Source organism: Micropruina sonneratiae (assembly GCF_025972045.1).
GTDB lineage: Bacteria > Actinomycetota > Actinomycetes > Propionibacteriales > Propionibacteriaceae > Micropruina > Micropruina sonneratiae.
Window position 1 is genome coordinate 431,302 of record NZ_JAPDHX010000003.1, and the last position, 24,850, is coordinate 456,151.

Genomic DNA, 24,850 nt, shown 5'->3' on the forward strand with positions numbered 1-24,850 from the left:
CGACGCGACAATCCGGCAGTCGATGACCCTGCGCCCAGCCGACTCCGGTGCGGTTCCTCTGCTTGACTATCGCCCGCTTGTGGCGTGGACGAGCATCCTGCGACGCGGCGAGGGCCATGTGGCGTATGACTGCGTAAGAGTGATGGTGATCCGTGAGGGCAGCGCGATCCTGTCCGGTGAATTCGGACAGAGGCCCGTCAGCGTCGGCGACGTGATTCTGCTCGCCCCGAACGTGCCGTGCGGTGGCGAACCGGAAGGCCGGGTCCTGCTGACCACGGTCTGCCTCGATACCAACTACGCGCTGGAGCAGGTGTTCTGGCAACACTCCGCGCTCCTGTCGGACCGGCTGGCGGCCAGCAGTTTCGCAGCAGCAAGATACACCGAGCCCTTCCAGATCATCCGCCTCGGAGAGAACGCGGTCGATGCGCTTGCCCACAGCCTCGATGAAATCGAGTCGCTGAGTCGCGGCCCGCTCTTGGAGCACTTTCACCGGATGCAAGAGCTTTGGTCTGGCATCACCCACAAGCTTGACCCGTTGATCTCCGTCTCTCCCGTCCCTATGGCGACTGCGCGGGGGCAGCGAGCGCATATCAGGCCCACGTTGCCGCGGTGGAGACGGTTCGCGCCTGTCCGGGATGAAGTTCGCACGGTCGAGGCGTTGATGCGTAACGCGATCGCCGAGCCGTGGCCGCTGTCGAGACTCGCCGACCACGCACATCTATCGACAGCGCAGCTCTCCCACCTGTTCGTTCGGAGCTACGGGAAGACCCCGTGGGCGTATCTGACCATGCTTCGGGTAGAGGAACTTGCCCGCCTCATGCGCGAAACCAACCTGACCACCGAGGCCGCTGCGCGACAGGTCGGTTGGGCCGATCGCGACCACGCCTCCCAGCTCTTTCGCCGCTACGTCGGTGTCACCCCGAGCCGCTATCGACGCAACGGCCCACCCCTCGGCTCGACAAACGTGAATCGACGTTGGCCGGCCGCGTGAGTCTCATCCGACTCCGTAGATCTCTCGATGATGGTCTCGGGTTTCAGGAAGAGGGATGGTCCGTACTGTGACAGCGCCCAGCGGCAGTTTCCCACTCTGTCGCCGTGCTCCCTGCGCCATCTACTCGGACCCAGCGCAGATCGGTGCGGTAGGTGGTGCCGTTCACGAGGAGTTCGATGTTGGTGTGCGCGACGGCCGCAGCGACGTGGCGCACACGCAGGACTGTCCAGGCAGACAGATCAAGCGCACCGTACAGGTCCTTGGCGAGGACGGCGAGCTTGCCTACCGATGACCGGGTGCTTCCAAGTTCCATGAAGTGAGCACCGACTGGTCCCCACTGTCGCTTCTCCCACTTCTCTAGCAAGTCCCCACATGTCCGCGCAACCTCAGGCTGCTCCTCAGCGGCCGGGTCAGGCTCGTACTCGTAAGGCTGCCATTCCTCGATTCGAGCCTTCTGATCCTGAACGTCCTTCCATCGACGCAACGACTCGCGCAGCGTGGGCGTCGGCTCGACGGGCTTCGCCTGACGCTCTCGGGAATCAGCCCAATCCGCGACGGCGAAGAGGCGGTTCACGCCTTGGTCGCGACGACCTCGTTGTCGAAGTTGACCACAGCTTGCCGCGCAGCACGGCACCCTCGCCGGGCACTGGTACGACGACCCGCGGGGCGTACTCTCCGACCTCGCACACGAGGACATCGCCGCCGCCCGCCGCCGGGTGCGGAAGCTCCGTCGTCCCGAGACGCCCGGCCGTGTGGTTGCGGAACTGAGCTTCGGGTTCTGGAAATTCCTGCTCGCCAAACGCTACGAGGCCACCCTATGGACCGGCTATTTGCGTCACGCCTTCCCGAACCTCGAACCGCAGAGCCGCGCCGTCGTCTACCGGGCGCTGGACGAGTTGCACACGGTGCGGAACAGGATCGCCCATCACGAGCCGATTCACAGCCGTGACCTGACCGCCGACACCCTGACCATCTACCGCCTGCTCGACTGGATCGACCACGATGTGCGCGCGTGGGCTGTCACGCTCTCCCGCCTCCAGCCGATCATCGCGGCACGGCCGAACTGACAAGAGCGAACCTCAGACCCGCCGGGTCTTCGCCTACACCGTGCCGCGGTGAATCTCGTACTGCTTCGCCAGCACGGATACGCCGACGCCGTTCGCGCGTGCTGTTCGCATAGCGTCCACTTCCTCATCGGTCAGCCGTGTTCGAGGTCGTCTCGTTGGCTCTGCCGAAGCCACGATGAGCGGATCATCCGGCTCGCCAATAGACTCGCCAACCGCGCCTGACCCTTGATTCCACGCGGAAGCAAGCCTCTCCACGCTCCGTCGCCTGTTCCCGTAGTGCTCGGTCAGGTCCACCGTTCTGGTCGAAGTTCAGTCCTGTCCCCGGGTGATCCGTGGGCAGGGCTGCTTCGTTGTGGACGCGAACCGGACAGCGCCCGGCACCCGATCACCCGCCAGTGAGCCAACCACAGGGGGCTGCCCACGGGTGGCCGCGGGCGTGTGGCGGCGTCCGAGCCGGGTCAGCCTTCGAACGCCGCGCCGGGCCGTCCGTGCAACAGTGACCCCATGGCATCTCCCCAAGCGCTCAGCGAGGTCGATCGTCGGTTGGTGGCCCTGTGGGCGGCCGACTGTGCCGAACGGGTGCTGCCCCTGTTCGAGGCCGAGGCCCCTGACGACCGCCGGGCCAGGGACGGGATCGAGCGCGCTCGGGCGTTCGGACGCGGCGAGCTCGACACCGCGGGAGAGATCCGTCGCCGATTCGAGGCCGGACGCGCCGCGGGTTCGGCGACGTCGCCCGCGGCGGTCGCGGCCGCACGGGCGGCGGGACAGGCGTCCGGCGTGGCCCACATGGGGGCGCATGCATTGGGTGCCGCCGCGTACGCCGCGAAGGCGGCCGCACTCGCGGCGCCCGATCCCGAGGAGGGACGTCACGCGGAGGTCCGCTGGCAACTGGAGCAACTCACCCCGCCGGTCCGCACGGCACTGGCCCGGCTGCCGCGGCTGGGCGAGAACCCGGCCGGCCCGCTCGGCTCCGGGCTGCTCACCACCGGGGTGCTCGCCACGACGATCCGCGACCTCCAGGCGGCCGTGCGCAGCGGCGAGTGAAGTCGCCCCGAGCTCAGCGCAGGTCCCCGAACGGGTTGGGTGCGGCGTCCGGATGGCGGAAGGCGGCGCGCATGTGGTCGCTGGTGAGAAAGTCGGCGATGCCGATCATGATCAGGCTGAACACGATCTGCTCGGTCACCATCCAGGCCGGATACAGGCCCGGGATGGCCGCGATGACCAGCGTGATCACCGGGAAGATCTGGGCGAACAACCGAAGCCGCTGGTAGGCCCAGTACCAGCCGAGGCTGGCTCGCCAGGCGAAGTAGAACAGCGTGGCGGTCATCGCCAACACCACCAGGCTGCGCATCCAGACCGCGAAACCGATGCTCGCCCCCTCTTCGGCGAGCACGAACGCGACCACGACCGCCCCGACGCCGATCACCAGTTCGACCACCAGCAGCCCGTAGACCCAGCTGAACGCCCGCCTCGTCCGGGGATGCAGCCGGGCCGGCTCCGGAATGGAGACCGACGCGTGGCGTCCGCCCGCGACGCGGTCGAGTCGCCGCAGCAGATCCTCACCGTTCACGGCCAGACTCTAGAGGGGATCAGCGAGGCGGCGATCAGCGGTCCGTCGTGACCCGCGCCACGTGCAGGGCGAGGTAGGAGATCTCGTCGGTGGTCAGCGGCGTCCCCAGCCGCAGCTCGAGCACCCCGCCCAGCCGCACCGCCACCTCGGACGCCTCGGGGAACGCCTCGCGGATGGCCCGGCCCACAGTGGTCGGCTCGTCGGCGAGTTGCTTGTGGTTGTGGATCCGGACGAACAGGTAGCGCAGGTGCGTGATGAACCGCCCGACGCTGACGCTGCCGGAGTCGAGGGTGGTGCCGTAGGCCCGTTCGATCACGTCGACCATCTGCTGGATGACGCCGGTCATCTGATAGGTGTACGACAGGTCGCCGGTCGCGAAGCCCGCGTTGACCAGGTGCAGGGCGAGCCCGACCGCCTCGGTGTCCGGCAGTTTGGTCGGAAGGTGGTCGTTGATGGCGGTCAACAGCTGCAGGGCCTGGGTGTACTCCTCGGCGTAGAGGTGCTTCACCTCGGCCAGCAGAGGGTAGGTGATCGCCATGTCGAGGTTCACCCGGCGGATGGCGAAGCTGATGTGGTCGGCGATGGCGATGATCAGGGCCGGATTGTCGGCCACCTTGGTCAGGCCCACCTCGGTGACCGCCTCGCTGACCAGGTGGATGTGCTCGGGCGGAATGCCGGCGAGGAGTTCGGCGAGATGATCCGGGTCGCGACCGTCGGCGGGAACGAAGCGTCGCACCACCTTGGCCGGGTCGACGCTCTGACCGGGGTGGGCCTGGAAGCCCAGGCCACGCCCGGTCAGGATGACCTCGCGCCCGTTCTCGTCCAGGGACAGGACGAGGTTGTTGTTGAAGACGCGCAGAATCTCCATGTGGTCAGGCTACGGGGCCGCCTCCGCAAGGGAGGCGGCCCCGCAGTCAACTCCTCTCAGGCCTCGACGTCGATGACGGTGTCGCCCGCGGCGACCTCACCGCCCTCGACGGGAGTGACCTTCTTCAGCGCCGCGGTGTTGACCACCACGACGATCGTGGTCGTGTCGAACCCGGCCTCCTTGACGGCGTCCAGATCGACGGTGCCGAGCAGGTCGCCGACCTCGACGCGGGCGTCCTTGGCGACATCGACGGTGAAGCCCTTGCCGTCCATCTGCACGGTGTCGATACCGACGTGCACCAGCAGTTCCACCCCGTCGTCGGTCTTGATGCCGAAGGCGTGGCCGGTGTCGGCGACGGTGGCCATGGTGCCCGCGACTGGGGCGACGATGTGACCGTCGGAGGGAATGATCCCGACGCCGTCGCCGAGGGCCTTGGAGGCGAACACCTTGTCGTTGACCTCAGCGAGTGGAACGACGGTCCCGGCGATCGGGGCGACGACCGTCTTCGTGGCGACCAGGGTGGCCGTCCCACCGCCGGCGGTGGAGGCGGCGGCCGCGGTGGCCGGCGCATGGGTCTTCTCCTGCTCCAGGGCGGCATCGGCGGCGTTCTGGGCCGCGATGGCCTCGAACTCGGCCTTCTGCTCCGGGGTGCGGTAGTCGCTGGCGATGACCAGCAGCATCGCGACCACGAACGCGGCGGCGATCGAGACGGCGTAGATCCACATCGGGCTGAACACCGGAATGGTGAGCAGCGAGGTGAAGGCGAACGCGCCGGTCTTCACAGTGCCGAAGATCCAGCCGAGGATGCCGATGGTCACACCGCCCACCGCACAGCCGACCAGCATCCGCGGGTAGATGCGCTTGTAGCGCAGGTGGATGCCGTACAGGGAGGGCTCGGAGATGCCACCCAGCAGACCGGCGGCCAACGCGCCGATGGCGGTCTGCCGGACCTCCATGTCCTTGGCCCGGCTCGCGACGACCAGCACGCCTGCGGTCGCACCGAAGCAGGCGAAGTTCCAGGTGCCCATCGGGCCCTGAATGAAGTCGTAGCCCAGGGTGCTGATGTTGGCGAGCATCAGGGCGTTGAGCGGCCAGTGCAGGCCCAGCGGCACCAGGAACGGGTAGAGCATCGGGATCAGCACCGCGAACAGCAGCGGCACGGTGTTGTTGAGCCAGGCCAGGCCGGCGCCCAGTCCGCTGCCCAGCCAGATGCCGAGCGGGCCGATCAGGAAGGCGGTGACCGGCACCATGATCAGCAGCGAGAAGAACGGCACGAAGACCATCTGCAGGTTCTCGGGGAAGATCCGGTTGAGCAGCTTGTACAACTGGGCGAGCACCGCGACCATGATCAGCGGCACGAACACCTGGCCGCCGTAGTCGTTCAGCTGCATGGGAATGCCGAAGATCTGAGCCACGCACTGGTCGGTGCCGAGGGTCTGGTTGGTGGTGCAGACCGTGTCGGAGGCTTCCTGCAGCGACAGGAAGTTCGGGGTGAACACGGCGGCCATGACGGCACCGCCGACCCACGGGTCGACCTTGAGGGCCTTCGCCGCGTTGTACGCGACCATGATCGGCAGGAAGTACAGCACCGAGCGCCACATCGAATCCCAGAACACCCAGGTCGCGCCGGCTTCGGTGAGCCGGTCGACGCCCTGGAACGGGACGATGTGCAGCGCGTCGAGGACCGCGGCGATGGCGATGATCAGCGAGGAGCCGAGCAGGACGCCCAGCAGCGGCCGGAAGGAGTTCGAAAGGTACTCGAAGAAGGCGTCGAGCCAGGCGACCTTGCCGCGCACCTTGGCGCGTTCGGCGGCCTTGACGTCGGCGTCGCTCTTGGCGGCTTGGGCGCCGGCCATGGACGGAAGGTGGGTGATGTCGGCGTAGACGCTGGCGACAGCGCCGCCGATCACGACCTGGTAGCGGTCACCGCTCTGGGGAACGGCACCGAGGACGCCCGGGACCTTCTCCAGGGCGCTTTGATCCACCACGCTCGCATCCTTCAATTCGAAGCGAAGCCGCGTGGCGCAATGGGTGAGGCTTGCAATATTGCCGGGGCCGCCGACTTTCTCGACGATCTGCTCGGCAGTAGTGGACGCCATTGTTGGTTCCTGTCTACTCGATGGGGTGCTGCGACCGGAAACAAAAAAGACCTGAGTTGCACCGCTAGATGCAGCTCAGGTCTTGCCCCTAGTCGGGTAACAACCCTTAACTTTCGTGAGCCGTCTTGGCTCGTCCAAGACACTAGCACCTGTGCCTCGCCCTTTGCACGCCTTTGCACCGCCCAAGAATGATCGGCGGCGATTCCCGGCGGTCAACGGCGCCCGGCGGTCGAAACGGGCCGCCCAGTGAGCCACGGCGTCTCACCCGCCGGCACCGGCAGCTCCGACCGCTGGCGGACGGGTCAGCGGTCGGGCGGTGGCGGCGGGATCGAACCGATGCCGGGAGCCTCACCCGGCCAGATCAGCAGCACCCGGCAGGGCGCGTGGTCGATCACGAACCGGGTGTGCTTGCCGAGGCTCTTCGGGCCCAGCCGGCTACGGTCCCCGTCGCGGCCGATGATGAGGTAGTCCGCCTCGCCGGCCGCCTCGGTGACCACCCGCTCGGGAAAGCCGGTGTCGAGTCGCACCGTCGCGTCCCGTCCGAGCCGGTCCTTCGCCTCGGCCAGCATCGTCTGCGCAGCCTCTTCGCTGAGCTGTTGGAACTCCTCCTCGTGACGCTTGCGCGTGCCACGTCCGAACAGCGACCCGACGCCGCTGCTGGGCGCCGATCGCGGCTCCTCGCGGACGTGGATCAACGTCACCTCGGTGTCGGAGTGGTCTTCGATGAGGTCACGGGCGGCGTCCACGCAGGCCGGCCAGGTGCCCTCGGTCACCCACACGGTGATTCTCATCCCATTCCTCCGATCAGCAACGATGCCCAGAGTGCCACCACACCCACCACGATGGCGATGGGTGTGGCCAGCAGGCCGAGCAGGGTGAACTCCTGGATCGGCGTCTCGTGATCGTGGGCCTGGACGATGCGGCGCCACAGCAGGGTGGCCAGCGAGCCCACATAGGTGAGGTTCGGGCCGACGTTGACCCCGATCAGGACGGCGAGCACCGCTCCGGGCCCGGACTCGGCCGCGAACGGCAGCAGCACCAGCACTGCGGGCAGGTTGTTCACCACATTGGCCAGCAGCGCCGCCAGGCCCGCCCACAGCAGCAGCGACAGCAGGTCGTGACCGGAGGGCACGATCATCCCGATCGCCGCACCCAGCCCGCCGTTGACGACCGCCGTGACGACGACCCCCAGCGAGAGGACGAAGGCAAGGAAGCCGAGGTTGATGAAGCCTGGAATGTCGCGCGCGGTGACCTGCTTGCGGATCAGCGCCCGGACCAGCATCACCAGCGCGCCGGCCAGTGCGACCCAGGCCGCCTCGATGTGCAGGAAACTGGCCACGACGAAGCCCGCCAGGGTCAGGGCGAGCACGGCCGCGGAGAACCGGGGCAGCGGCGGCACGTCAGGCGGTTCGGGTTTGGTGGCCGCGATCGACAGGTCCGAGGCGAAGAAGATTCGGAACGCGATGTACTCGACCCCGATGACGGCCAGCCAGGGCAGGACCATCAGCCCGGCGAAACTGACGAACGTCAACCCCGCGGCCGACATCGCCAGCAGGTTCGTCAGGTTCGACACCGGTAGCAGCAGGGAGCCGGCGTTGGCCAGGTGGGTGGTGGCGTAGGCGTGCGGCTTGGGCCGCACCCCCATCCGCGAGGCGGTGGCGAACACCACCGGGGTGAGCAGCACGACCGTGGCGTCCAGGGAGAGCACGGCGGTGACCAGCGAGGCCAGCACGAACACGAAGACCAGCAGCCGACGGGCGTCGCCGCCGCTCTTGGCGGCCATCAGGGCCCCGGCGTAGCGGAACAGGCCGTCGGCGTCGCACAGTTCGCTGATCACCAGCACCGCCGCGAGGAAGGCGACCACCGGGAACAGATGCTCCACCTCGGCCCAGGCGTCGGCGAGGCTGATCGCCCCGGTCAGGATGACGACTGCGGCCGCCGGCACGGCGGCGACCGCCTCGGGCAGTCCGCGCGGTCGGACGACGGCGAAGCCGAGCACCACCACCAGCATCGCAATCGAGATGACCTCACCCACGGGCGCTCACCCTAGAACACAACACCGTCAGGTTCGGGGTTTGGGCACGGCTCCACGCTCGGGGTCGATCGTGGGCCGGCTCAGCCCGCCCGCCGCAACGAGGCCGGTCCGCCCGGCACCTCGATCCGGACGCCGGTGTCGGCCAGGCCGGAGCCGCTGACCTCGTACACGGCCAGGCACCGGTCGGCGTACAGCTGGGCGAGCACCCGCCGCGAGTCGCCGGTGAACGCGACGCCCTGAGCCGCCGCGCCGGTGGGCAGTTCACAGACCCGGCGCAACCGGCCGGCGTCGTTGGCGAACAGAACCAGGGCCCCGGTCGGGCTGTGGCCGGGACGCCCGGGCGGCAGCTGGCTGCCGGCCATGCACAGGGCCACCACCCAGGCGCCGTCGGGAGAGATCGCGACACCCTCGGGGACCGACGGGACGGCCGCGTGGTCGACGGCCCGACACGGGCGTGCGGCGGTGTCCACCAGGGTGATCAGGTCCGCGTCGGCGACGCTCGCCCCGCCGGCCACGGCCTTGCCTGCCTGGCCGACGCTGCCGATCACGGCCCAGGTCCCGGCTGCGTCGGTGTCGACCGCGTAGGGGCTGACGCCGGTCGAGATCCGCTCGGGGCGGGCGACGGCGTCCGGGCCAACGAGGTCGACCAGCACCGCACCCTGTTCGTCGCGCAGCGACACGATCGCGGCCGAGCCGTCGGCCAGGACGCCCAGCCCGGCGAGCCGGCCCGTACTCACCGGCAGCCGCTGGGTGAGGGTGGCCGAGCCGTCGGCGAGGCCGAACACGAGCAGCTCACCGGAGACCGTGGTGACCAGCAGCCGACCGCCGTCGGGGGTGAACGCGACCGACTGGGGATGGGTGCCGATGGGCACCTCCTCCACCGTGGCGTCCGCGTCGAAGCGCACGAGTTGCAGCACCTCGTCGAACGTCAGCGCTTCGGCCGCACGGTCGTAGCGCACCGGGGCGGCCACCGCGGCCAGTCTGCCGTCGGGGGACAGGGCCACGGCCTGCGGGGGACCGACGATCGAGTTGACCACCTCGACGGTGCGCAGCACGCGGCCGGCGCCGGCGTCGACGAGGCTGAGCGTGTCCGGTCCGGCGTCGGCGGGGAACAGGTCACGGCCGAAGTCGCGCACCAGCTTGCCGTCGTTGGCGCTGACGAACAGGTCCACCTCAGTAGCCGGCGGCGGGATCGACGACGTTGGCCAACGGACGCCCGGCCAGGTAGGCGCGCAGGTTGTCGCAGAAGATCTGACAGATCCGCTCGTCCTCGAGATGGTCCAGGCCGCCAGAGTGCGGACTGACCAGCACGTTCGGCAGATCCCACAGCGGCGAGTCGTCCTCGAGCGGTTCGCGCTCGAACACGTCCAGGGCGGCGAACCCGACCTGGCCCGACCGCAGCGCATCGATCAGGGCGGCCTGGTCGATCACCGTGCCACGGCCGACGTTGACCACCGTGACCCCCGGCTTGGCCGCAGCCAGGATCCGGGCGTCGATCAGCTTCTCGGTCTCCGCGGTGCCGGGCAGGGTGAGGACGAGGTGGTCGGCCCGGCCGACGATGGACTCCAGATCGGTCAGGGCGTGCACCTCGTCCACATGCTCGACCGGTGCGACCGACCGCTTCAGGCCGAGCACGGTCATGCCCAGCGCCTTGCACCGCTTCGCCACCTGCCGGCCGATGCCGCCGAGCCCGCCGATCAGCACGGTGCTGCCCTGGATGGGACGCCCCACGATCCGGGTCGGCCATTCGTGGGCGCGCTGCTGCCGCTGCAGGCGGGGGAGCTCCTTGCAGCCGGCGAACAGGCCGAACAGCGCCCATTCCGCCAGCGGGACGCCGTGCGCCCCGGCCGACGTGGTGAACACGATCCTGCGGTAGGCGTCATCGGGGAGATCAGCGGCCACCACCTGGCCCCCGCCGCCCGCGGCCATCGTCATCACCCAGCGCAGGCGGGGGTTGGCCGCGACGGTGCGAGTCAGCGCGGCCGGCTTCACGTCCGGGATCCCGTACAGCACCTCGGCGGTGTCGATCATGGCCTCGAAGCGGGCCTGCTGCTGCGGCGTCCGGGAGAAGGCGGGATCACCCGCGAAGTCGGCGGCGTGGCGCATCGGTGGTAGCAGTTCCTGGTCGACGACCACCTCGACGCGGGGGTCGACGGCCGCGACCCTGGCGCACAGATCGGGTGACAGCGGGGTGGCGATGACCACCCTGACGGTGTCGGTCTGTTCAGGCATGCACGATCTCCTGCCCGGCGTCGTTGAGGTCTGTCAGGCTGCGGCCCCGGGTCTCGGGGGTGGCGAAGGTGGCCGCGAACGAGATGAGGGCCAGCACGGCCGAGTAGAGGGCTATGACCCACCACGCGTTGCCGGTGGTGGCGAGCAGCGCGGCGCCGACCAGGGGCGCGATGCCGCCGGCGATCACCGCGGAGAACTCCCGGGCGGTGGCGACGCCGGTGAACCGGTGCGCGTTGCCGAACAGTTCGGGCAGCAGGGCGCACTGCGGGCCGAGCATCGACTGCACGCCGATTCCGATGCCGACACCCATCACCAACAGCACCAGCCACACCTGTCCGAGGGTGAGCAGCCAGAAGCCGGGGAAGGCGAAGACCGCGGTGAACAACGCGCCCCAGCGGTACACGGGCACGCGGCCGACCTTGTCGGACAGGGCTCCGAACAGCACGACGGTGAAGATCGCGACGAGGGCCGCCACCACGGCGCCCCAGGTGCCGATCAGCTTCTGGTCGGCGTAGGCGGGCAGCGAGGCGACATAGGCGAGCAGCAGTGCGGAGTAGATCGAGGAGTTTCCGTTCTCGCCCATCCGTAGTCCGATGCCGACCAGGATGTTGCGGCGCGAGGTGGCGATGGCCTGGCCGACGCTTTGGCGAACCGGCGCCTCGCGGTGCGCTTCGGCCTCCTCGAGCGCCTCGAAGGCGGGCGACTCCTTCAGCCGCATCCGGATCACCACGGCGACGACGATGAGCACGGCGCCCAGCAGGAACGGCACGCGCCACAGCCAGCCGATCAGGACGTCGCGGGCGGCGAGACCGAGCAGGGCGAAGGTGCCGGCGCCGAGCAGGGTGCCGATCTGGATGCCCACGAAGGGCAGGGCGGCGAAGAAGCCGCGGCGTTCGCGCGGGGCGAACTCGGAGATCAGGACCGTGGCGCCGGCCTGTTCGGCTCCGGCCCCCAGGCCCTGCGCGACCCGCAGCGCGACCAGCAGGATGGCGCCCCACACGCCGGCCACCTGATAGGTGGGCAGCAGGCCGATCAGCATCGACGAGCCGCCCATCAGGGCGATGGTGATGATCAGCACGAGCTTGCGCCCGAGCCGATCGCCCAGTGCGCCGAAGACCAGCCCGCCGATGGGGCGGGCGGCGAAGCCGACCGCATAGGTGCCGAAGGCGGCGATCGTGCCACCGGCGGCCCCGAGCGGGGTGAAGAACAGCTCACCGAAGATCAGGGCGCTGGCCAGCCCGTAGATGTAGAAGTCGTAGTACTCCAGGGCCGAACCGACCGACGAGGCGAGGGTGGCGCGGCGCAGCTGGACCGGATCGACGGCGTCCGGGGTGGTGGGGGGGTAGGCGATCGAAGCCGACATCGAGAGCTCCTTTGTTCTCCAACGTGTGTTTCCACTATGCACCATAGGATGAACATAGGTCAATAGAGCGAACAAGGCCGGGTATGGCAGGACGCAAAGGTGCGATTGCGAGGGACCGACGGAACCGTCCCCCGGTCCGGACGTGGACCGGAGACGGTTCTCGTGGTCCAGGCCTCAGCCGGTGGCCATCGGGTTGCCGAGCAGCGTGGCCATCCGCTTCAGCTCGGCCACCAGCTCGTCGCGCACCTCGTCGTTCCAATCCGACTTGTGCTTGGTGACGCTGATCGCCAAGATCGGCGCGCGGACGCCCCGGGTGGGCACCACCACGGCCAGACCCACCACGCTGTCGGCGGACTCCTCGTCGTCGAGGGCGTAGCCGCGGGCGCGGGCCAGCCGGATGTCCTTCAGCAGCCTGGGCAGGGTGCGTCGCGAGCGGCCGGTCAGCCGGGGAAGCTCGTCTATGCCGTGGTAGAGCCGCTCGATCTCGGAATCGTCCAGCCGGGCCAGCAGCGCCTTGCCCTGGGCGCAGGACGACGACGGCAGCCGGTCGCCGATGTTGGTGGTCAACCGGATCGCCGGACGCCCCTCGTAGCGGGCCAGGCACAGTACGTCGATCCCCGCCGCCGTGGACAGGCGCAGCGTCTCGTCGCGGAGCACCGGCGACTCCAGGCAGGCCCGGTGGAACTCGCCCACCTGGTCGAGCCTGGCCAGGTAGGCGCCGCCCAGCTCGACCAGCTTGCGGCCCAGTGAGAAGCCGAGGTCGTCGCGGCGCACCAGTCCGCCCAGCTCCAAAGCGGTGCAGATGGTGCTCGTGGACGACTTGGGCACGCCCAGCGCCCGACTCAGATCGGACAGCGTCATGGTGCCGTCCTCGCTCGCCGCCAGCGCGTCCAGGACGGCGACGGCACGACTGACCGCCGGGGCCGCCCCCGGGGGCGTGACGTCGGTTCCACCGCGTACAGGCATCTCGCTAGGCCGTTCTCACCGGCCCGGCGTCATTGTCGCCGGGGATTGCTGGGCGATCCACTCCTGCACCACGGTGGTGTCCTGGTCGCCCAGCCCGGCCTCGGTGAGCGAGGTGAAGGCGTCCAGCAGCACCGGGCCGGTGACCAGCCGCAGGCCGGACGCCGCCGCCTCGTCGCGGGCGGCGGAGAGGTCCTTGATCATGAACTTCGCCGGACCGTCGGGGGAATGGTCGTGCGCGACGAGCTTGGGGCCCTTCACCTCCAGCACCCGGGAGGCCGCGTAGCCCCCGCCGAGCAGGTCGAGCAGCTTGCCGACGTCGAGCCCGGCCTTCTCGGCCAGCAGGGACGCCTCGGCGACGGCGACGATCTGGGCCGCCACGATCAACTGGTTGCAGGCCTTGGCGACCTGGCCGGCGCCCAGCGGGCCCAGGTGCACGGCGCGTCCGGCCGGCGCCAGGATCTCGACGACGGCGGCGGCCGCGGCGTCCGGCCCGCCGACCATGATGGACAGCGTTGCGGCTTTGGCGCCCTCGACGCCGCCGCTGACCGGCGCGTCCACGACGGTGACCGGGGGCTCGTGACCGGCCAGGTCGGCCTGCAGGTCGCGGACGTCCTGGGGCGCGGTCGTCGACGACACCACCAGCAGCAGTGGACGCCGGACGCCGGCGAGCAGCCCGTCGGGGCCCTCCAGCGCCGCCCGGATGTCGGCGATGGCCGGCACCATCACCACCACGAGCTCGGACGCCTCGGCGACCTCGCGCGAGGTGGCGACCACCGTGGCGCCCGCCTCGGCCAGCTCGGCGAGCCGGCCCGGCGTCCGTTCCAGCACGGTGAGCCGGGAGTCTCCGCGGTGCTCCAGCAGGTGCCGGGCCATCAGCTGGCCCATCCGGCCGAGTCCGACGAATCCCACCTCCATGCGTGACTCCATCCAATCCATTGAACAGGGTTTGACGTATTGGACGCCGAGCGTAGCCGCTGCTGGGAGTCCGCACCAGCAACCGGAGCGGCCGGTCGCCGGTTGGCGTTGCGCGCCACCCCGGATAAGGCCGCGCGGCGGGATCGCGGGGCGTTCCGCGGGCGCGGGTTACTTGGTGCGCCTGTGCGCCGGGGTGCGCCATACTCCCCGCCATGGGTCGCGAAGTCGAAACCAGGTCGTACACCCGCGAGCAGCGGCAGCGCTACCGCGAGAAGGTGCAGCACTGCCTCGACGTCTTCGAGCAGATGCTGGTCGCGGACTCCTTCGCGTTCGACGAACCGCTCAGCGGCATGGAGATCGAGCTCAACCTCGTCGATCGCGACTATCGGCCGAAGATGGACAACGCCAGCGTGCTGGCGGCCATCGCCGACCCGGAGTACCAGACCGAACTCGGCCGGTTCAACATCGAGTTCAACGTGCCGCCCGCGCCGCTGGCCGCAGACGCCCTGACCCGGCTCGAGGCGAGCCTGCGTGATTCGCTGAACGAGGCGGAACGGCGCAGCGCCGCGCAGGGGACGCACATCATCATGACCGGCATCCTGCCCACCGTGATGCCGGAGACCTTCGAGGGCGACTGGATGAGCGAGAACGTCCGGTACGCCGCCATCAACGATGCGGTGCTGGCCGCCCGGGGCGAGGACATCCACATCGATATCGATGGGCCCAACGGTGAGACGCTGACCCGATTCGTGGACTCGGTGGCGCCGGAATCGGCCTGCACGTCGATGCAATTGCACCTGCAGGTCCGCCCGGACGAATTCGCCGCGCATTGGAATGCGGCCCAGGTGCTGGCCGGGCCGCAACTGTCGCTGGCCGCGAACTCGCCCTTCCTGATGGGTCGGCAGTTGTGGGCCGAGACGCGGATCGTGCTTTTCGCCCAGGCGACCGATACGCGTCCGATCGAGTACGCCAATCAGGGGGTCCGTCCCCGGGTGTGGTTCGGCGAGCGCTGGATCACCTCGATCTTCGACCTGTTCGAAGAGAACGCGCGGTTCTTCCCGGCCTTGCTGCCCGAGCTCGACCCCGAGGACCCGCAGGCGGTGTTCGACGGCGGGGGGACGCCGAAGCTGTCCGAGATGCGGCTGCACAACGGCACGATCTACCGCTGGAACCGGCCGATCTACGACGTATCGGACGGTACGCCGCACCTGCGCCTGGAGAACCGGGTGCTGCCGGCCGGTCCGACGATCGTGGACACCCTTGCCAACGCCGCCTTCTATTACGGAACGCTGCACAGCCTCGCGCATGAGGAGCGCCCGGTCTGGTCGAGGATGGCGTTCAGTACCGCGCAGGCGAACTTCCTCAACGGTTCCCGGCACGGCATCGACGCCGACCTGTTCTGGCCCGGCGTCGGCGAGATGCCGGCCAGTGAACTGATCCTGCGGCACCTGCTGCCGCTGGCCCACGCCGGGTTGGACGCCTGGTCGGTCGATCCCGACGTGCGTGACCGGCTGCTCGGAATCGTCGAGGGTCGCTGCAAGACGGGCCTCAACGGTGCCCAGTGGCAGGTCGACGCCGTCCGGTCGCTCGAGGAGTCCGGAATTCCTCGCGTGGAGGCATTGCGGCAGATGGTTGCCGCCTATGCGGAACGAATGCATGCCAATCAACCCGTGCATACCTGGGAGATGCCGTAAGTAACGGTGAGAATCGCTCAGAAACAGTATCTGAGGGTATTTCGCGGAAAACTTCCTTGTTAGGCTCCCGCCGTTGGTAGCGAGGAAGGTGGGGGGATGGCCACGCCGCCACACAATGACGCACGCGATGATTCCGGGCCGCGTCGGCTCGACCCCGGTCCGGGTCCGCTTTATCACGCCCGGCCGCTGAGGGCCCTGCCGCGCCCCAACCGCTTCGGCCCGTACCTGGCCAACGCCGTCGCGATCGTGATCGCGGTGGTGCTGGCCCCGGTGCTGACCGCGTCGCAGGCGAGCGTCGGCGTGCCGAGGTCCGCGGCCACCGCGGCGGGGACGACCACTTCCTCGCCAGCCGCCGCAGTGGCCTCGTCCGGGCCGACGCAGGACGAACGGTTCAGCACCCAGGCTCCGCAGCAGCAGGTACCGGACCGCAACGCGCAGCGGCAGGGTGTGGACGACGACCACGACGACACGCTGGCCGCCCCGCCGCCGGGGAAGACGGCCGAATCCAACGGAAGTGACTTCGTCTCGCCGGTGCCGGGGCCGATCACCGGCGCCTTCGGACAGCGGTTCCACCCGATCCTGCACTACTGGCGGATGCACAACGGCGTCGACATGACCGCGGCCTGCGGCACCGTGGTGATCGCCGCCTACCGCGGCACGGTCATCCAGGCCGGGGTCAACGGCGGCTACGGCAATCTGGTGGTCATCGACCACGGCCGGTACGAAGGCAAGCACGTGATCAGCAAGTACGCCCACCTGTCCCGCATCGGGGTGCGGGTGGGTGACAAGGTCGAGACCGGTCAGGGCATCGCGCTGTCGGGCACCACCGGCCTGTCCACCGGTTGCCACCTGCACTTCGAGATCCAGGAGAACGGCGTCTACGTCGATCCGGCGCCCTACCTGACCGGCAAGCCCTCACCTCGGCCCGACGGCCCCATCGAGGACCTCGGCCCGAGCACGTCGCCCAGCGCCTCCGCGTCCCCGAAGCCGGCGCCGACGGCGTCCGTCACTCCGAGCTCCACGCCCACGCCGACCCGTTCCGCCACGGCCAAGCCGACGAGGTCCGCGACACCGTCGCCGACGAGCTCCGCGACGGCAACGCCGACACCGACGGCGACCGTGACGCAGCCGGCCACGGCGTCCGCCACGCCGACCCCCAGCGAGACCGGATCGGCGACCCCGACTCCGTCGCCGAGCGCGACCGAGCGGACGCCCGACCCGAAACCCTCCGCGACCGAGCAGGCGCCTGACCCGGAGCCCAGCGCGACCGGGAATGCACCCGATCCCGAGCCGAGCAGGACGCAACGGGCCACGCCTTCGCCCACCCGGTCCACCGAGGAGGAGCAGTCCTCGCCGTCGCCCAGAGGGTCGGCGAAGGAAGAGGAGACACCCTCGCCCTCGGCGCAGTCGACCCCCTAGGCTCTGGCCCGATGGGCGGGCTATTGCGGGGCTGGCGACGTCGGAGGCTGTTCGCTTCGCCGTCGCGAGACCGGCGCCCGCTGCCGGGTTGGTCGTGGATCCCCTTCGCGGCGCTCGCCGGTGTGCTCGGCGTCCTCGCCGCGCTGCGCGCCCTGGGCGTGGACGGCCCCGACTGGTACCGCTGGCTCACCGATCCGCGGCAGGCCGTCGTGCCGGCACTGTTCCTCGGCGGCATCCTGGCCGCCGCGACACTGTACGGACGGGCCCGCAACGCACCCGGGCGGGTGGTCGGCGTGCTCAGCGTGTCGGCCTTCGCGCTCGGTGCCGTGGTGCTCGGCATGGCCTCGTACCTGCACTGCGGCGGCGACGGGCCCCCCTTCTTCGAACAGTTGATCTGGGTGCTGTCGGGCAACGGTGCCGATCCGTGGGGGGCCGGCGCAGGGTGCCCGCAGCAGCCGCCGCTGGCTCACCACCTCGCCCGGCTGTGCGCGTTGTGGGGCGCCCTGGCGTCCGTGCTGGGCGTGGTGGCGGCGATGCTGCGACGGCAGATCGACCGCTGGCTGGCGAGTGTGGCCGACCGGGCGGTGCTGGTGCTCGGCGCCTCCGCCCAGGCGGCCGCCATGGTGCGGGTACTGGCCGCGAACCGGTCGCCGAGGTCGTCCCTGTTGGTGGTCGACCACAGCGGCGACGAGGCCTTCATCTCGACCGTGCGCGCCCTCGGCGGCCGGGTGCTGGCCGCCGAGGCCGTTGACGCCGACCTGCTGCGCAGCATGGTCACGGTCCGGGGGAGGATCTCGGTCGAGGCCGTGCACATCATCGAGGAGCGGGTGCCCGAGGCGTTGGCGACGTTCGCCCAGCTGGCCAGGGTGCTGGACGCTGCCGCCACCAACGAGGCGGTCGTCACGCGGGTGCTGCTACGGATCGACGACCCGTGGGCGGCCGAGAACTGGCGGCGCAGCATCGTGGGCCCGCAGCGGGCCTGGCTGGCCGACGCCTTGTCGGCCACCGAGCAGACGGCGCGAGCCCTGGTGGCCCGGGTCGCCCTGCTCGGCGCCGGGCGGCTGGTGCTGGCCGGCCAGGGCGACCTGGCGGCCGCCGTGCTTGCGGAGGTGGCCAGCTGCGAGCGGGAGCGCCGCGTGCTGCACCCCGGGTCCGGGACTGCCGACCTGGAGGTGGTGCTGGTCGGCACCGGCGCGGCGGCGCTCGCCGCCGAGCACACCGCCCAGCAGGCCCGCTTCGGCAACGACCCCGGCATCACCGACCTGCGCGTGGTCGACGATCCCGCGACCGACCCGGTGCTGGTCGCCGCCGGACGCGGCGTCCCGACCACGCTGCTGGTGATCGCCCAGGCGCAGCCCGAACTCAACCGGCCCACCCGGCTTGCGGGACAGCTGCCGGAGGTCACCATCCTGGCCGTCGACCCGACCAGCAACGAGATCCCCGACCAGCCGCTGGTCGGGCGGCTGACCAGCTTCGGGGTGGGGTTGCTGACCGGCGACGAGCCGCCCGAGGACCACTGGACGCGGATCGCCCGGCTGTTGCACAACGCCTACCTGGTCCAGCTCGGCGACGCGGTCGGTCAGCGCCCCTCGAGCCGGCCCTGGTCGGAGCTGCCGACCTTCTACCGCGACAGCAACCTGCGCCAGGTGCACAGCCTGTTCTCGGGGGTGGCGCTGCTCGGTCGCTCCTGGGCCGCCGAGGGTGACGGTGAACCGCTGGACGCCGCCGAACTCGACTACCTGTCCCGGCGCGAGCACGAGTCGTGGCGAGCCTTCTACCTGGCCAACGGGTGGCGTCCGGGGCCCGCACGCGACGACGACCGGCTGGTCCACGACTGGCTGATCGACTGGGACGCCCTGCCGCCACCGGCGCGGGTGCGGACGACGGCCGGCGTCCGGCGTTCCCTTGCCCTGCTCGACACCGCCGGCTACCGCTCCCGCAAGCAGCGCGCGATGATGCCGTTCCGGCGCCGCGGTGAGGTCAGGGCCAGGCAACTGGACGTCTCGTGGCAGTGGCGAACCGAATCGGGTGCGGTGATGAACGCGGCGGCCGGTGATTGGCTGGTCACCGACCCCGAGACCGGGCGCGAGTGGTCAGCGGACCCGGGCGCCTTCGCCGCCAGCCACGAACTGGTGGAGGGGAACCGCTTCCGCAGGACCGGAACCGTCCAGGCCCGCCCGGCGCACCTGGGTGAGCGGGTGGAGACGCTCGAGGGCCCGGCCGTCGCGCAGCCGGGGGAGTGGCTCGTCGAGGGCGACCTGCAGGAGCGCTGGCTGGTGCCCGGCCCCCGGTTCACCGAGGCCTACGAGGCGCTCTGAGCCCCGTGGACGGGTGCCGCCCAAAAACCGGCGGCGGCCTGCCCCCGCGCGGCCTGTATCGCTAACGTAACCTCCATGGTCACCCTCACGAGCAACACGCCCAGCAAACTCTCCGTCATCGGCGCCGGCGCTGTCGGATCTTCGCTGGCCTACGCGGCCCTGATCCGGGGTTCCGCGCAGGAGATCGCCCTGTACGACATCAACGAGAAGAAGGCCGACGCCGAGGTGCGCGACCTCAACCACGGCACCCAGTTCACCCCCTCGTCGGGCGTGATCGGCGGCGGCAACATCGAAGCCGTCAAGGACTCCGACGTGGTGATCATCACCGCCGGCGCGGCGCAGAAGCCGGGCCAGACCAGGCTCGAGCTGGCCGGGGTGAACACGAACATCCTCAAGTCGCTGATGCCGCAGTTGCTCGAGCAGGCCCCGAACGCGCTCTACGTGCTGGTGACCAACCCCTGCGACGTGCTCACCGTGGTGGCGCAGAAGGTCAGCGGACTGCCGCGCAACCGGGTGTTCTCGACCGGCACGATGCTGGACACCTCGCGGTTGCGGTTCGCGATCGCCGAGGTGGCGCGCGTCTCGACGGCGCACGTTCACGCCAACATCCTGGGCGAGCACGGAGACAGCGAGTTCCCGGTCTGGTCGAGCGCGAAGATCACCAGCATCCCGATCCGGGACTGGGTCGACTCGACCGGCAAGCGGATGTTCGACGACGCCCTGCTCGACCAGCTCGGCGACGAGGCGATGCACGCCGCCTACCGGGTGATCGAGGGCAAGGGCGCCACCAACTACGCGATCGGCCTGACCGGTGCCCGGCTGACCGAGGCGCTGATGAGCCCCAAGCGCACCGTCTTCCCGCTCTCCAGCGTCCTGGACGGCTGGCACGACCTGCACGACGTGGCGCTGTCGGTGCCCACCATGGTGTCGAGCAAGGGCATCGAGCGGGTGCTCGACGTGCCGCTGGACGACTCCGAGATCGCCAAGCTGAAGGCGTCCGCCGAGACGCTGCGGGGCACGCTGAAGTCGCTGGGCTTCTGAGGACTACTTGAGCGGCTTGCTGCGGGTGGCCACGTCGGCCGCCAGGTCGAGAGCGGCCTGCCGCTGCTCGGCCGACGTGCCGCCCAGTCCCAGCACGCGGACGTAGTACGCCTTGTCGAGGGCGTACAGGGCGGTGGTGGTCCGGGCGTCTCCGGCGACGCCCGACGTGTCGTCGCCGGAATAGTCGTCGGTCTCGCTGAGCCTGGAGAGTTCCTCGGCCAGCGCCTTGCCCTTGGGGTCGTGGACGACCTCGACGGCGAGCATGGCGCCGCCGTCCTCGCCCTGGAGCGCGCACTCGCCGACCCGCTCGCCGGGGTGGAAGGTGGACAGTTCGCGCAGGTCGGCGATCGACGTGGCGACCACCCGGGCGGCGGTCGCGGCGTCCACCCGATCGGCGCAGAGCAGGGTACGGGTGCCGACCGTGGCGGGACCGCCGCTCGGGACAGGGGACGCCTCGGCGCAGCCCGACAGGGCGGCGACCAGCGCCAACGCCACGACGGCGCGTCTCACCGCCACCGCGAACCCCCGGCGCTGCTCGGGTGCGCGTGACCGGGTCGGCGGTTCCGCGACAGCGATCGGCGGGCGTTCGGCATGGCTCGACCCTACCCGCGCCCGCGGCCGTCCCGGGCGTCAGAGTGGCCGTCTGCGCCGGCCGCAGCCGGGGCGGGTGCACAGCGCCGAACCGGTTCGGGACTGTGGTCGGTGGCGGGTAAGGTTTGCCCGGACGCCCCAGCAGATTGGACGCCGATGCTGCCGCTCAACGGACCAGGACTCTTCCTGTTCGAGCAGAACATCCCACTCGCGATCGCCATCGTGGTGGGCTCCTCCGTCGCGTACGCCGGGGGCTCGACGATGCAGCACCTCGCGGTCAGCCGACTGGTCCACCCTGACGCCGACAACCGCGCCATGAATCTGCGGCAACTGTGGCGGCTGATCCGTACCCCGCTGTGGCTGCTCGGCCTGCTCACCATCTTCATCGGAGCCTCGGCGCACATCGTCGCTTTGATGATGGCCCCGGTGACGGTGGTGCAACCGGTCGGCATCCTGGCCGTGCCGTGGGCGGTGCTGATGTCGGCACGGATCCATCGGCACACCATCACCCGGGCGATGTGGCTGTCCGTGGCGGTCACCATCGCCGGCATCGTTGTGTTCACCCTGTTCTCGGCCAGCCGCGCCGCTGACGACACCCGGCTCGATCCGGTGGCGATCGCGATCGGCTGCATTGTGATCTATCTCATCGGGGCCGCCCTCGGCCTGCTGGGCTGGAAGGGCCCGGAGCAGCTGCGCTGCCTGATGTGGGCCTCGGGCGGATCGTTCTTCTACGGCCTCTCGGCGGGCATGGTCAAGGCCACGTCCGAGGTGATCAAGCACGACGACTTCCACGGCCAACCCGTGTTCTGGGTGGTCGCACCCTTCCTGGTGATGTCCTATGCGATCGGCGGGTTCATGATTCAGCAGGCGCTGGCGAACGGGCCGGCCGAGATCACCGTCGGCTCGATGACCACCACCGACCCGATCGTGGCCGTCGCCTTCGGCCTGATCGTGCTCGGCGAGGGCGTCCGGATCACCCCGTGGGCCGGGGTGGGCATGGCGCTGGCGGGCGTGTTCGCCGTGTGGGGCGTGGTGCTGTTGTCGAAGCACCACCCGGACGCCGCCGCCCGGCGCCCGGTAGCCCAGGGTGCGGAGGTCGACGGGGCCGTCGCCTGAGAGCGGCCGAGAGCGGCCTGCGGTGGTTCAGCCCTTCACCGGGAGCGCCGACATCTGCCGTCCCGCGCCGTTGGCGAGGATGATGGTGGCGTCCCCCTTGGGCAGCGGGAAGAACACGTAGCCGGTGACGGGTTGGGTCTTGGTGATCGTGCCCGTCCGGACGTCGGGCGACTCGGGACTGTGGCTGGGTGCGACGACCTCGGTCGTGGCGTTGGCGAACGCCAGGAACGAGTAGGTGATGTTCCCGTCGTCGGTGTACAACCGCAACTGCAGCAGCAGTCCCTCGTCGGTCCAGGTCGACTGCAGGATCTCCCAGCGGCCGCTCTGCCGGCCGTCCGGCGTGGTGAACGGCTGGCCCGGGCCGGCGCTGGTCCGGCCAGGCGTGGGGCTCGGCGAGGCTTCCTGTAGGGGAAGGGACCGCACGTAGATCCCGCCGGCGATCACCAAAACCAGGGTTATCAGCGCCACCACCGTGATCAGCAGGGGCGTGCGGTTGGGCGGCGGGCGGAACTGGTCGATCGAGACCGGGGCCGGTGGCTGCTCGCCGAGGGCGCGTCGGGGGTCGAAGGCGTCCGGGTTCGGCTGACCCTGTCCGGGGTATTGCTGCCCCTGTCCGGGGTTCGGCTGGCCTTGCCCGGGGTATTGCTGGCCCTGCCCGGGGTATTGCTGGCCCCAAGGCTGAGAGCCCCAGGGCTGGGAATTGGTCCCTGGACCCTGGGGAGGCGGGCTGCCTGGCCAGCCGTTGCCGGGTGTGTTCGTCATCGTGCCTCAGGCTACCCGTCCTGAGGTTATCCACACCCGCCGGGCCAAACGCCGTGAATCTGAGCACTTTCGGAGATCCGGACGGTGACTGATGGCATGAGCCAAGACATTTCCACTCCCGTCACCCGGGTGCGCAGCGTGCCCGACCTGCTGGGCATCGTCCCGCACCTGCTGGGCTTCCATCCCGAGGAGTCGCTGGTGATGATCGTGATCGCGCAGGGGCGCGTCGTGCTGACCGCCCGGACCGGTCTGGCCGATGTCGGGCCCGACTGCCACCTGGAACTGATGATCGACCGGATGCTGCTGCGCTGGCCCGGGGCGCTGCTGTGGCTGGTGGGCTACTGCGACGACGAGCGCGACGCCTGGACGCTGCTCCATCGGGCACAGCGGCACCTGGGTGACGCGCTGGCGGGCGACCTGGTCTGCGTGTGTGATGGCCGGTACCGGGTCGGCAACCGGTTCGGTGCCCAGTACCCACACGACCCGGGTGCCACCACCACCGCTGCCGAGGCAACACTGCACGGCCTGCAGGCCCGGCACAGCAGGGCCGACCTGGCGAGGGGCCTCAGAGCCGACCCCGGGCAGGCCGACCTGGTCGAAGGGGCCTGGATGGACGGCTTCTCACGGTTCGCGGAGTTGCCCGAGGATCAGCGCGCCGACGAACTGCTGCTGACGTTGCGGCGTGGTCTGGCCCATCCCGATCGGCTCGACCTGACCGACCTGGCCTGGCTGGGCATCCTGGTGACCGACCCGGACGCCCGCGACCGGGCAGTGCTGTCGCTGACCAACGCCGCGGCCGACGGTTGGGTGGCCGTCTGGACGCGGGTCGTCCGCGCCAGTCCGTACGGCGGCCAGGTCCAGCCGCTGGCTCTCCTGGCCCTGGCCGCGTGGGCGGCCGGTGAGGGAGCGCTTCAGTCGGTGTGCCTGGAGGAGTTGGACGTCCTGGGTGTGCGGCCGGGGCTGTATCGACTGCTGGATGACCTCAACGCCGGCATGGTGCCGCCCAGCGAATGGCCCCTGATCCGTCGACGGCTCGAAGAGCTGCTCGAGAAGTGAGACCACTCAGAGCGTCAGCCCGACGAGGCTGCCCGCCAGGTAGGTGAGCCCCATCGCCAGCCCGCCGACCACCACGTTGCGCAGAATCGGACGCCCGGGTGCGGTACCACCGAGCCGGGCGCTGGCGTAGCCGGTTGTCACCAACGCCACCATCACCGCGATCAGGGTGACCGGCAGGCGGATCGGCACCGGCGCCAGTACGATCGCGAGCAGCGGAATCAGCGCGCCCAGGGTGAACGCGCTCGTGGAGGCGAACGCCGCCTGCCAGGGGCTGGTCTGTTGGTGGGCGGGCAGGCCGAGCGCGGCGCGTTCGGTGTCGCGCTGCGCGCTGACCGACACGTATTCGCCGCCACCCATCGACAACGCCCCGGCCACGACACCGGCCGCGGCAGCGATGAACAGTGCCAGCGAGTCGCTGGTCGCACCAGCCACCCCGAACACCAGTCCGGCGGTCGAGACGATGCCGTCGTCCGCACCCAGTACGCCCGCCCGCAGCCAGTTCAGCCGGGGGGCCAGGGTGGCGTCCGGAGTAGCTGTCGTGACCGAGCTCATAACGCAACTGTGATGCGCCGGGCGAGGCCGCGCAAGCCAGGAAAGGCTTGCCTTGGGCATCCCAACGCCACCCATTCTCGGGCCCTGGCAAGGCAATTCGCCGACCGAACCGCGGCCTGCGACGAATCGTGATTCGTGCGTCTGCCGTGGGCTCCAGGCGCGTCCCGGCCGGGTTGTCCACAGGCTCCAACGACT

The 24,850-nt window shown here is 70.0% G+C and carries 23 protein-coding genes; 9 read left to right on the forward strand and 14 right to left on the reverse strand.

Features of this window, described 5'->3' with window-relative positions:
• The first annotated feature begins 22 nt into the window (after positions 1–22).
• Entirely contained in the window at positions 23–991 is a 969-nt protein-coding gene (locus tag OIE40_RS10255; RefSeq protein ID WP_264702098.1) for a helix-turn-helix domain-containing protein, read from the forward strand.
• A gap of 43 nt (positions 992–1,034) precedes the next feature.
• Here the strand turns inward: OIE40_RS10255 and OIE40_RS10260 are convergent, their stop codons facing one another.
• The gene (locus OIE40_RS10260; RefSeq protein ID WP_264702099.1) at positions 1,035–1,565 is read right to left on the reverse strand and encodes a hypothetical protein; all 531 of its coding nucleotides are present in this window, start codon (positions 1,563–1,565) and stop codon (positions 1,035–1,037) included.
• Between the two features lie 178 nt (positions 1,566–1,743).
• Between OIE40_RS10260 and OIE40_RS10265 the strand changes: the two genes are divergently transcribed.
• Complete coding sequence (locus tag OIE40_RS10265) at positions 1,744–2,058, forward strand: hypothetical protein (RefSeq protein WP_264702100.1); 315 nt, start codon at positions 1,744–1,746, stop codon at positions 2,056–2,058.
• A gap of 504 nt (positions 2,059–2,562) precedes the next feature.
• Positions 2,563–3,102, forward strand: a complete 540-nt coding sequence (locus tag OIE40_RS10270) for a putative immunity protein (protein WP_264702101.1) — start codon at positions 2,563–2,565, stop codon at positions 3,100–3,102.
• Between the two features lie 13 nt (positions 3,103–3,115).
• Here OIE40_RS10270 and OIE40_RS10275 read toward each other — a convergent pair whose 3' ends face one another.
• From OIE40_RS10275 to OIE40_RS10320, 10 genes are all read right to left on the reverse strand, one after another.
• On the reverse strand, positions 3,116–3,628 hold the full coding sequence (locus OIE40_RS10275; protein WP_264702102.1) for a hypothetical protein: 513 nt from the start codon (positions 3,626–3,628) through the stop codon (positions 3,116–3,118).
• A gap of 34 nt (positions 3,629–3,662) precedes the next feature.
• The gene (locus OIE40_RS10280; RefSeq protein WP_264702103.1) at positions 3,663–4,496 is read right to left on the reverse strand and encodes a PRD domain-containing protein; all 834 of its coding nucleotides are present in this window, start codon (positions 4,494–4,496) and stop codon (positions 3,663–3,665) included.
• A gap of 56 nt (positions 4,497–4,552) precedes the next feature.
• Positions 4,553–6,595, reverse strand: coding sequence for a glucose PTS transporter subunit IIA (locus OIE40_RS10285; protein ID WP_413774487.1), 2,043 nt, complete (start codon positions 6,593–6,595; stop codon positions 4,553–4,555).
• A 302-nt stretch (positions 6,596–6,897) separates the two neighbouring features.
• Positions 6,898–7,386 (reverse strand): universal stress protein, encoded by a 489-nt coding sequence (locus OIE40_RS10290; protein WP_264702105.1) that lies wholly within the window; start codon positions 7,384–7,386, stop codon positions 6,898–6,900.
• Positions 7,383–8,630, reverse strand: coding sequence for an SLC13 family permease (locus tag OIE40_RS10295; RefSeq protein ID WP_264702106.1), 1,248 nt, complete (start codon positions 8,628–8,630; stop codon positions 7,383–7,385). Before OIE40_RS10295 ends, OIE40_RS10290 begins: the two co-directional genes overlap by 4 nt.
• A gap of 80 nt (positions 8,631–8,710) precedes the next feature.
• Positions 8,711–9,802: a YncE family protein gene (locus OIE40_RS10300; RefSeq protein WP_264702107.1), complete on the reverse strand. Its 1,092-nt coding sequence runs from the start codon at positions 9,800–9,802 to the stop codon at positions 8,711–8,713.
• 1 nt (position 9,803) lies between these two features.
• Entirely contained in the window at positions 9,804–10,862 is a 1,059-nt protein-coding gene (locus OIE40_RS10305; RefSeq protein ID WP_264702108.1) for a D-2-hydroxyacid dehydrogenase, read from the reverse strand.
• Positions 10,855–12,225, reverse strand: a complete 1,371-nt coding sequence (locus OIE40_RS10310; RefSeq protein ID WP_264702109.1) for an MFS transporter — start codon at positions 12,223–12,225, stop codon at positions 10,855–10,857. The genes OIE40_RS10305 and OIE40_RS10310 overlap by 8 nt, the downstream gene beginning before the upstream one ends.
• Positions 12,226–12,399: 174 nt before the next feature.
• Entirely contained in the window at positions 12,400–13,191 is a 792-nt protein-coding gene (locus OIE40_RS10315; RefSeq protein WP_264702110.1) for an IclR family transcriptional regulator, read from the reverse strand.
• A 15-nt stretch (positions 13,192–13,206) separates the two neighbouring features.
• Positions 13,207–14,118 (reverse strand): NAD(P)-dependent oxidoreductase, encoded by a 912-nt coding sequence (locus OIE40_RS10320; RefSeq protein WP_264702111.1) that lies wholly within the window; start codon positions 14,116–14,118, stop codon positions 13,207–13,209.
• 200 nt (positions 14,119–14,318) lie between these two features.
• On the opposite strand from OIE40_RS10320, the gene OIE40_RS10325 reads away from it, so the two are divergent.
• The 4 genes from OIE40_RS10325 to OIE40_RS10340 all read left to right on the forward strand — a co-directional run bounded on the left by OIE40_RS10325 (position 14,319) and on the right by OIE40_RS10340 (position 20,578).
• Positions 14,319–15,800, forward strand: coding sequence for a glutamate-cysteine ligase family protein (locus tag OIE40_RS10325; RefSeq protein ID WP_264702112.1), 1,482 nt, complete (start codon positions 14,319–14,321; stop codon positions 15,798–15,800).
• Positions 15,801–15,896: 96 nt separating this feature from the next.
• On the forward strand, positions 15,897–17,219 hold the full coding sequence (locus OIE40_RS10330) for a M23 family metallopeptidase (protein WP_264702113.1): 1,323 nt from the start codon (positions 15,897–15,899) through the stop codon (positions 17,217–17,219).
• 11 nt (positions 17,220–17,230) lie between these two features.
• Entirely contained in the window at positions 17,231–19,537 is a 2,307-nt protein-coding gene (locus tag OIE40_RS10335; protein WP_264702114.1) for a hypothetical protein, read from the forward strand.
• Between the two features lie 75 nt (positions 19,538–19,612).
• Positions 19,613–20,578 carry an L-lactate dehydrogenase gene (locus tag OIE40_RS10340; RefSeq protein WP_264702115.1) on the forward strand — a complete coding sequence of 322 codons (966 nt, stop codon included), beginning with the start codon at positions 19,613–19,615 and terminating at the stop codon, positions 20,576–20,578.
• Positions 20,579–20,581: 3 nt separating this feature from the next.
• Here the strand turns inward: OIE40_RS10340 and OIE40_RS10345 are convergent, their stop codons facing one another.
• Complete coding sequence (locus OIE40_RS10345) at positions 20,582–21,094, reverse strand: hypothetical protein (RefSeq protein WP_264702116.1); 513 nt, start codon at positions 21,092–21,094, stop codon at positions 20,582–20,584.
• Between the two features lie 231 nt (positions 21,095–21,325).
• Here OIE40_RS10345 and OIE40_RS10350 point away from each other — a divergent pair, with 231 nt between their 5' ends.
• Positions 21,326–22,285 carry a DMT family transporter gene (locus OIE40_RS10350; protein ID WP_264702117.1) on the forward strand — a complete coding sequence of 320 codons (960 nt, stop codon included), beginning with the start codon at positions 21,326–21,328 and terminating at the stop codon, positions 22,283–22,285.
• A 27-nt stretch (positions 22,286–22,312) separates the two neighbouring features.
• Here OIE40_RS10350 and OIE40_RS10355 read toward each other — a convergent pair whose 3' ends face one another.
• On the reverse strand, positions 22,313–22,729 hold the full coding sequence (locus tag OIE40_RS10355; protein WP_264702118.1) for a hypothetical protein: 417 nt from the start codon (positions 22,727–22,729) through the stop codon (positions 22,313–22,315).
• Between the two features lie 414 nt (positions 22,730–23,143).
• Between OIE40_RS10355 and OIE40_RS10360 the strand changes: the two genes are divergently transcribed.
• Entirely contained in the window at positions 23,144–24,103 is a 960-nt protein-coding gene (locus tag OIE40_RS10360; RefSeq protein WP_264702119.1) for a DUF4192 domain-containing protein, read from the forward strand.
• A gap of 6 nt (positions 24,104–24,109) precedes the next feature.
• Here OIE40_RS10360 and OIE40_RS10365 read toward each other — a convergent pair whose 3' ends face one another.
• Positions 24,110–24,655, reverse strand: a complete 546-nt coding sequence (locus OIE40_RS10365) for a VIT1/CCC1 transporter family protein (protein ID WP_264702120.1) — start codon at positions 24,653–24,655, stop codon at positions 24,110–24,112.
• Positions 24,656–24,850 lie beyond the last annotated feature (195 nt).

Coding starts and splice junctions, on each gene's coding strand:
- OIE40_RS10255 (WP_264702098.1), top strand. CDS start 23: ATGACCCTGCGCCCAGCCGACTCCGGTGCGGTTCCTCTGCTTGACTAT.
- OIE40_RS10270 (WP_264702101.1), top strand. CDS start 2,563: ATGGCATCTCCCCAAGCGCTCAGCGAGGTCGATCGTCGGTTGGTGGCC.
- OIE40_RS10280 (WP_264702103.1), bottom strand. CDS start 4,496: ATGGAGATTCTGCGCGTCTTCAACAACAACCTCGTCCTGTCCCTGGAC.
- OIE40_RS10285 (WP_413774487.1), bottom strand. CDS start 6,595: ATGGCGTCCACTACTGCCGAGCAGATCGTCGAGAAAGTCGGCGGCCCC.
- OIE40_RS10290 (WP_264702105.1), bottom strand. CDS start 7,386: ATGAGAATCACCGTGTGGGTGACCGAGGGCACCTGGCCGGCCTGCGTG.
- OIE40_RS10305 (WP_264702108.1), bottom strand. CDS start 10,862: ATGCCTGAACAGACCGACACCGTCAGGGTGGTCATCGCCACCCCGCTG.
- OIE40_RS10310 (WP_264702109.1), bottom strand. CDS start 12,225: ATGTCGGCTTCGATCGCCTACCCCCCCACCACCCCGGACGCCGTCGAT.
- OIE40_RS10315 (WP_264702110.1), bottom strand. CDS start 13,191: ATGCCTGTACGCGGTGGAACCGACGTCACGCCCCCGGGGGCGGCCCCG.
- OIE40_RS10320 (WP_264702111.1), bottom strand. CDS start 14,118: ATGGAGTCACGCATGGAGGTGGGATTCGTCGGACTCGGCCGGATGGGC.
- OIE40_RS10325 (WP_264702112.1), top strand. CDS start 14,319: ATGGGTCGCGAAGTCGAAACCAGGTCGTACACCCGCGAGCAGCGGCAG.
- OIE40_RS10330 (WP_264702113.1), top strand. CDS start 15,897: ATGGCCACGCCGCCACACAATGACGCACGCGATGATTCCGGGCCGCGT.
- OIE40_RS10335 (WP_264702114.1), top strand. CDS start 17,231: ATGGGCGGGCTATTGCGGGGCTGGCGACGTCGGAGGCTGTTCGCTTCG.
- OIE40_RS10340 (WP_264702115.1), top strand. CDS start 19,613: ATGGTCACCCTCACGAGCAACACGCCCAGCAAACTCTCCGTCATCGGC.
- OIE40_RS10350 (WP_264702117.1), top strand. CDS start 21,326: ATGCTGCCGCTCAACGGACCAGGACTCTTCCTGTTCGAGCAGAACATC.
- OIE40_RS10360 (WP_264702119.1), top strand. CDS start 23,144: ATGAGCCAAGACATTTCCACTCCCGTCACCCGGGTGCGCAGCGTGCCC.
- OIE40_RS10365 (WP_264702120.1), bottom strand. CDS start 24,655: ATGAGCTCGGTCACGACAGCTACTCCGGACGCCACCCTGGCCCCCCGG.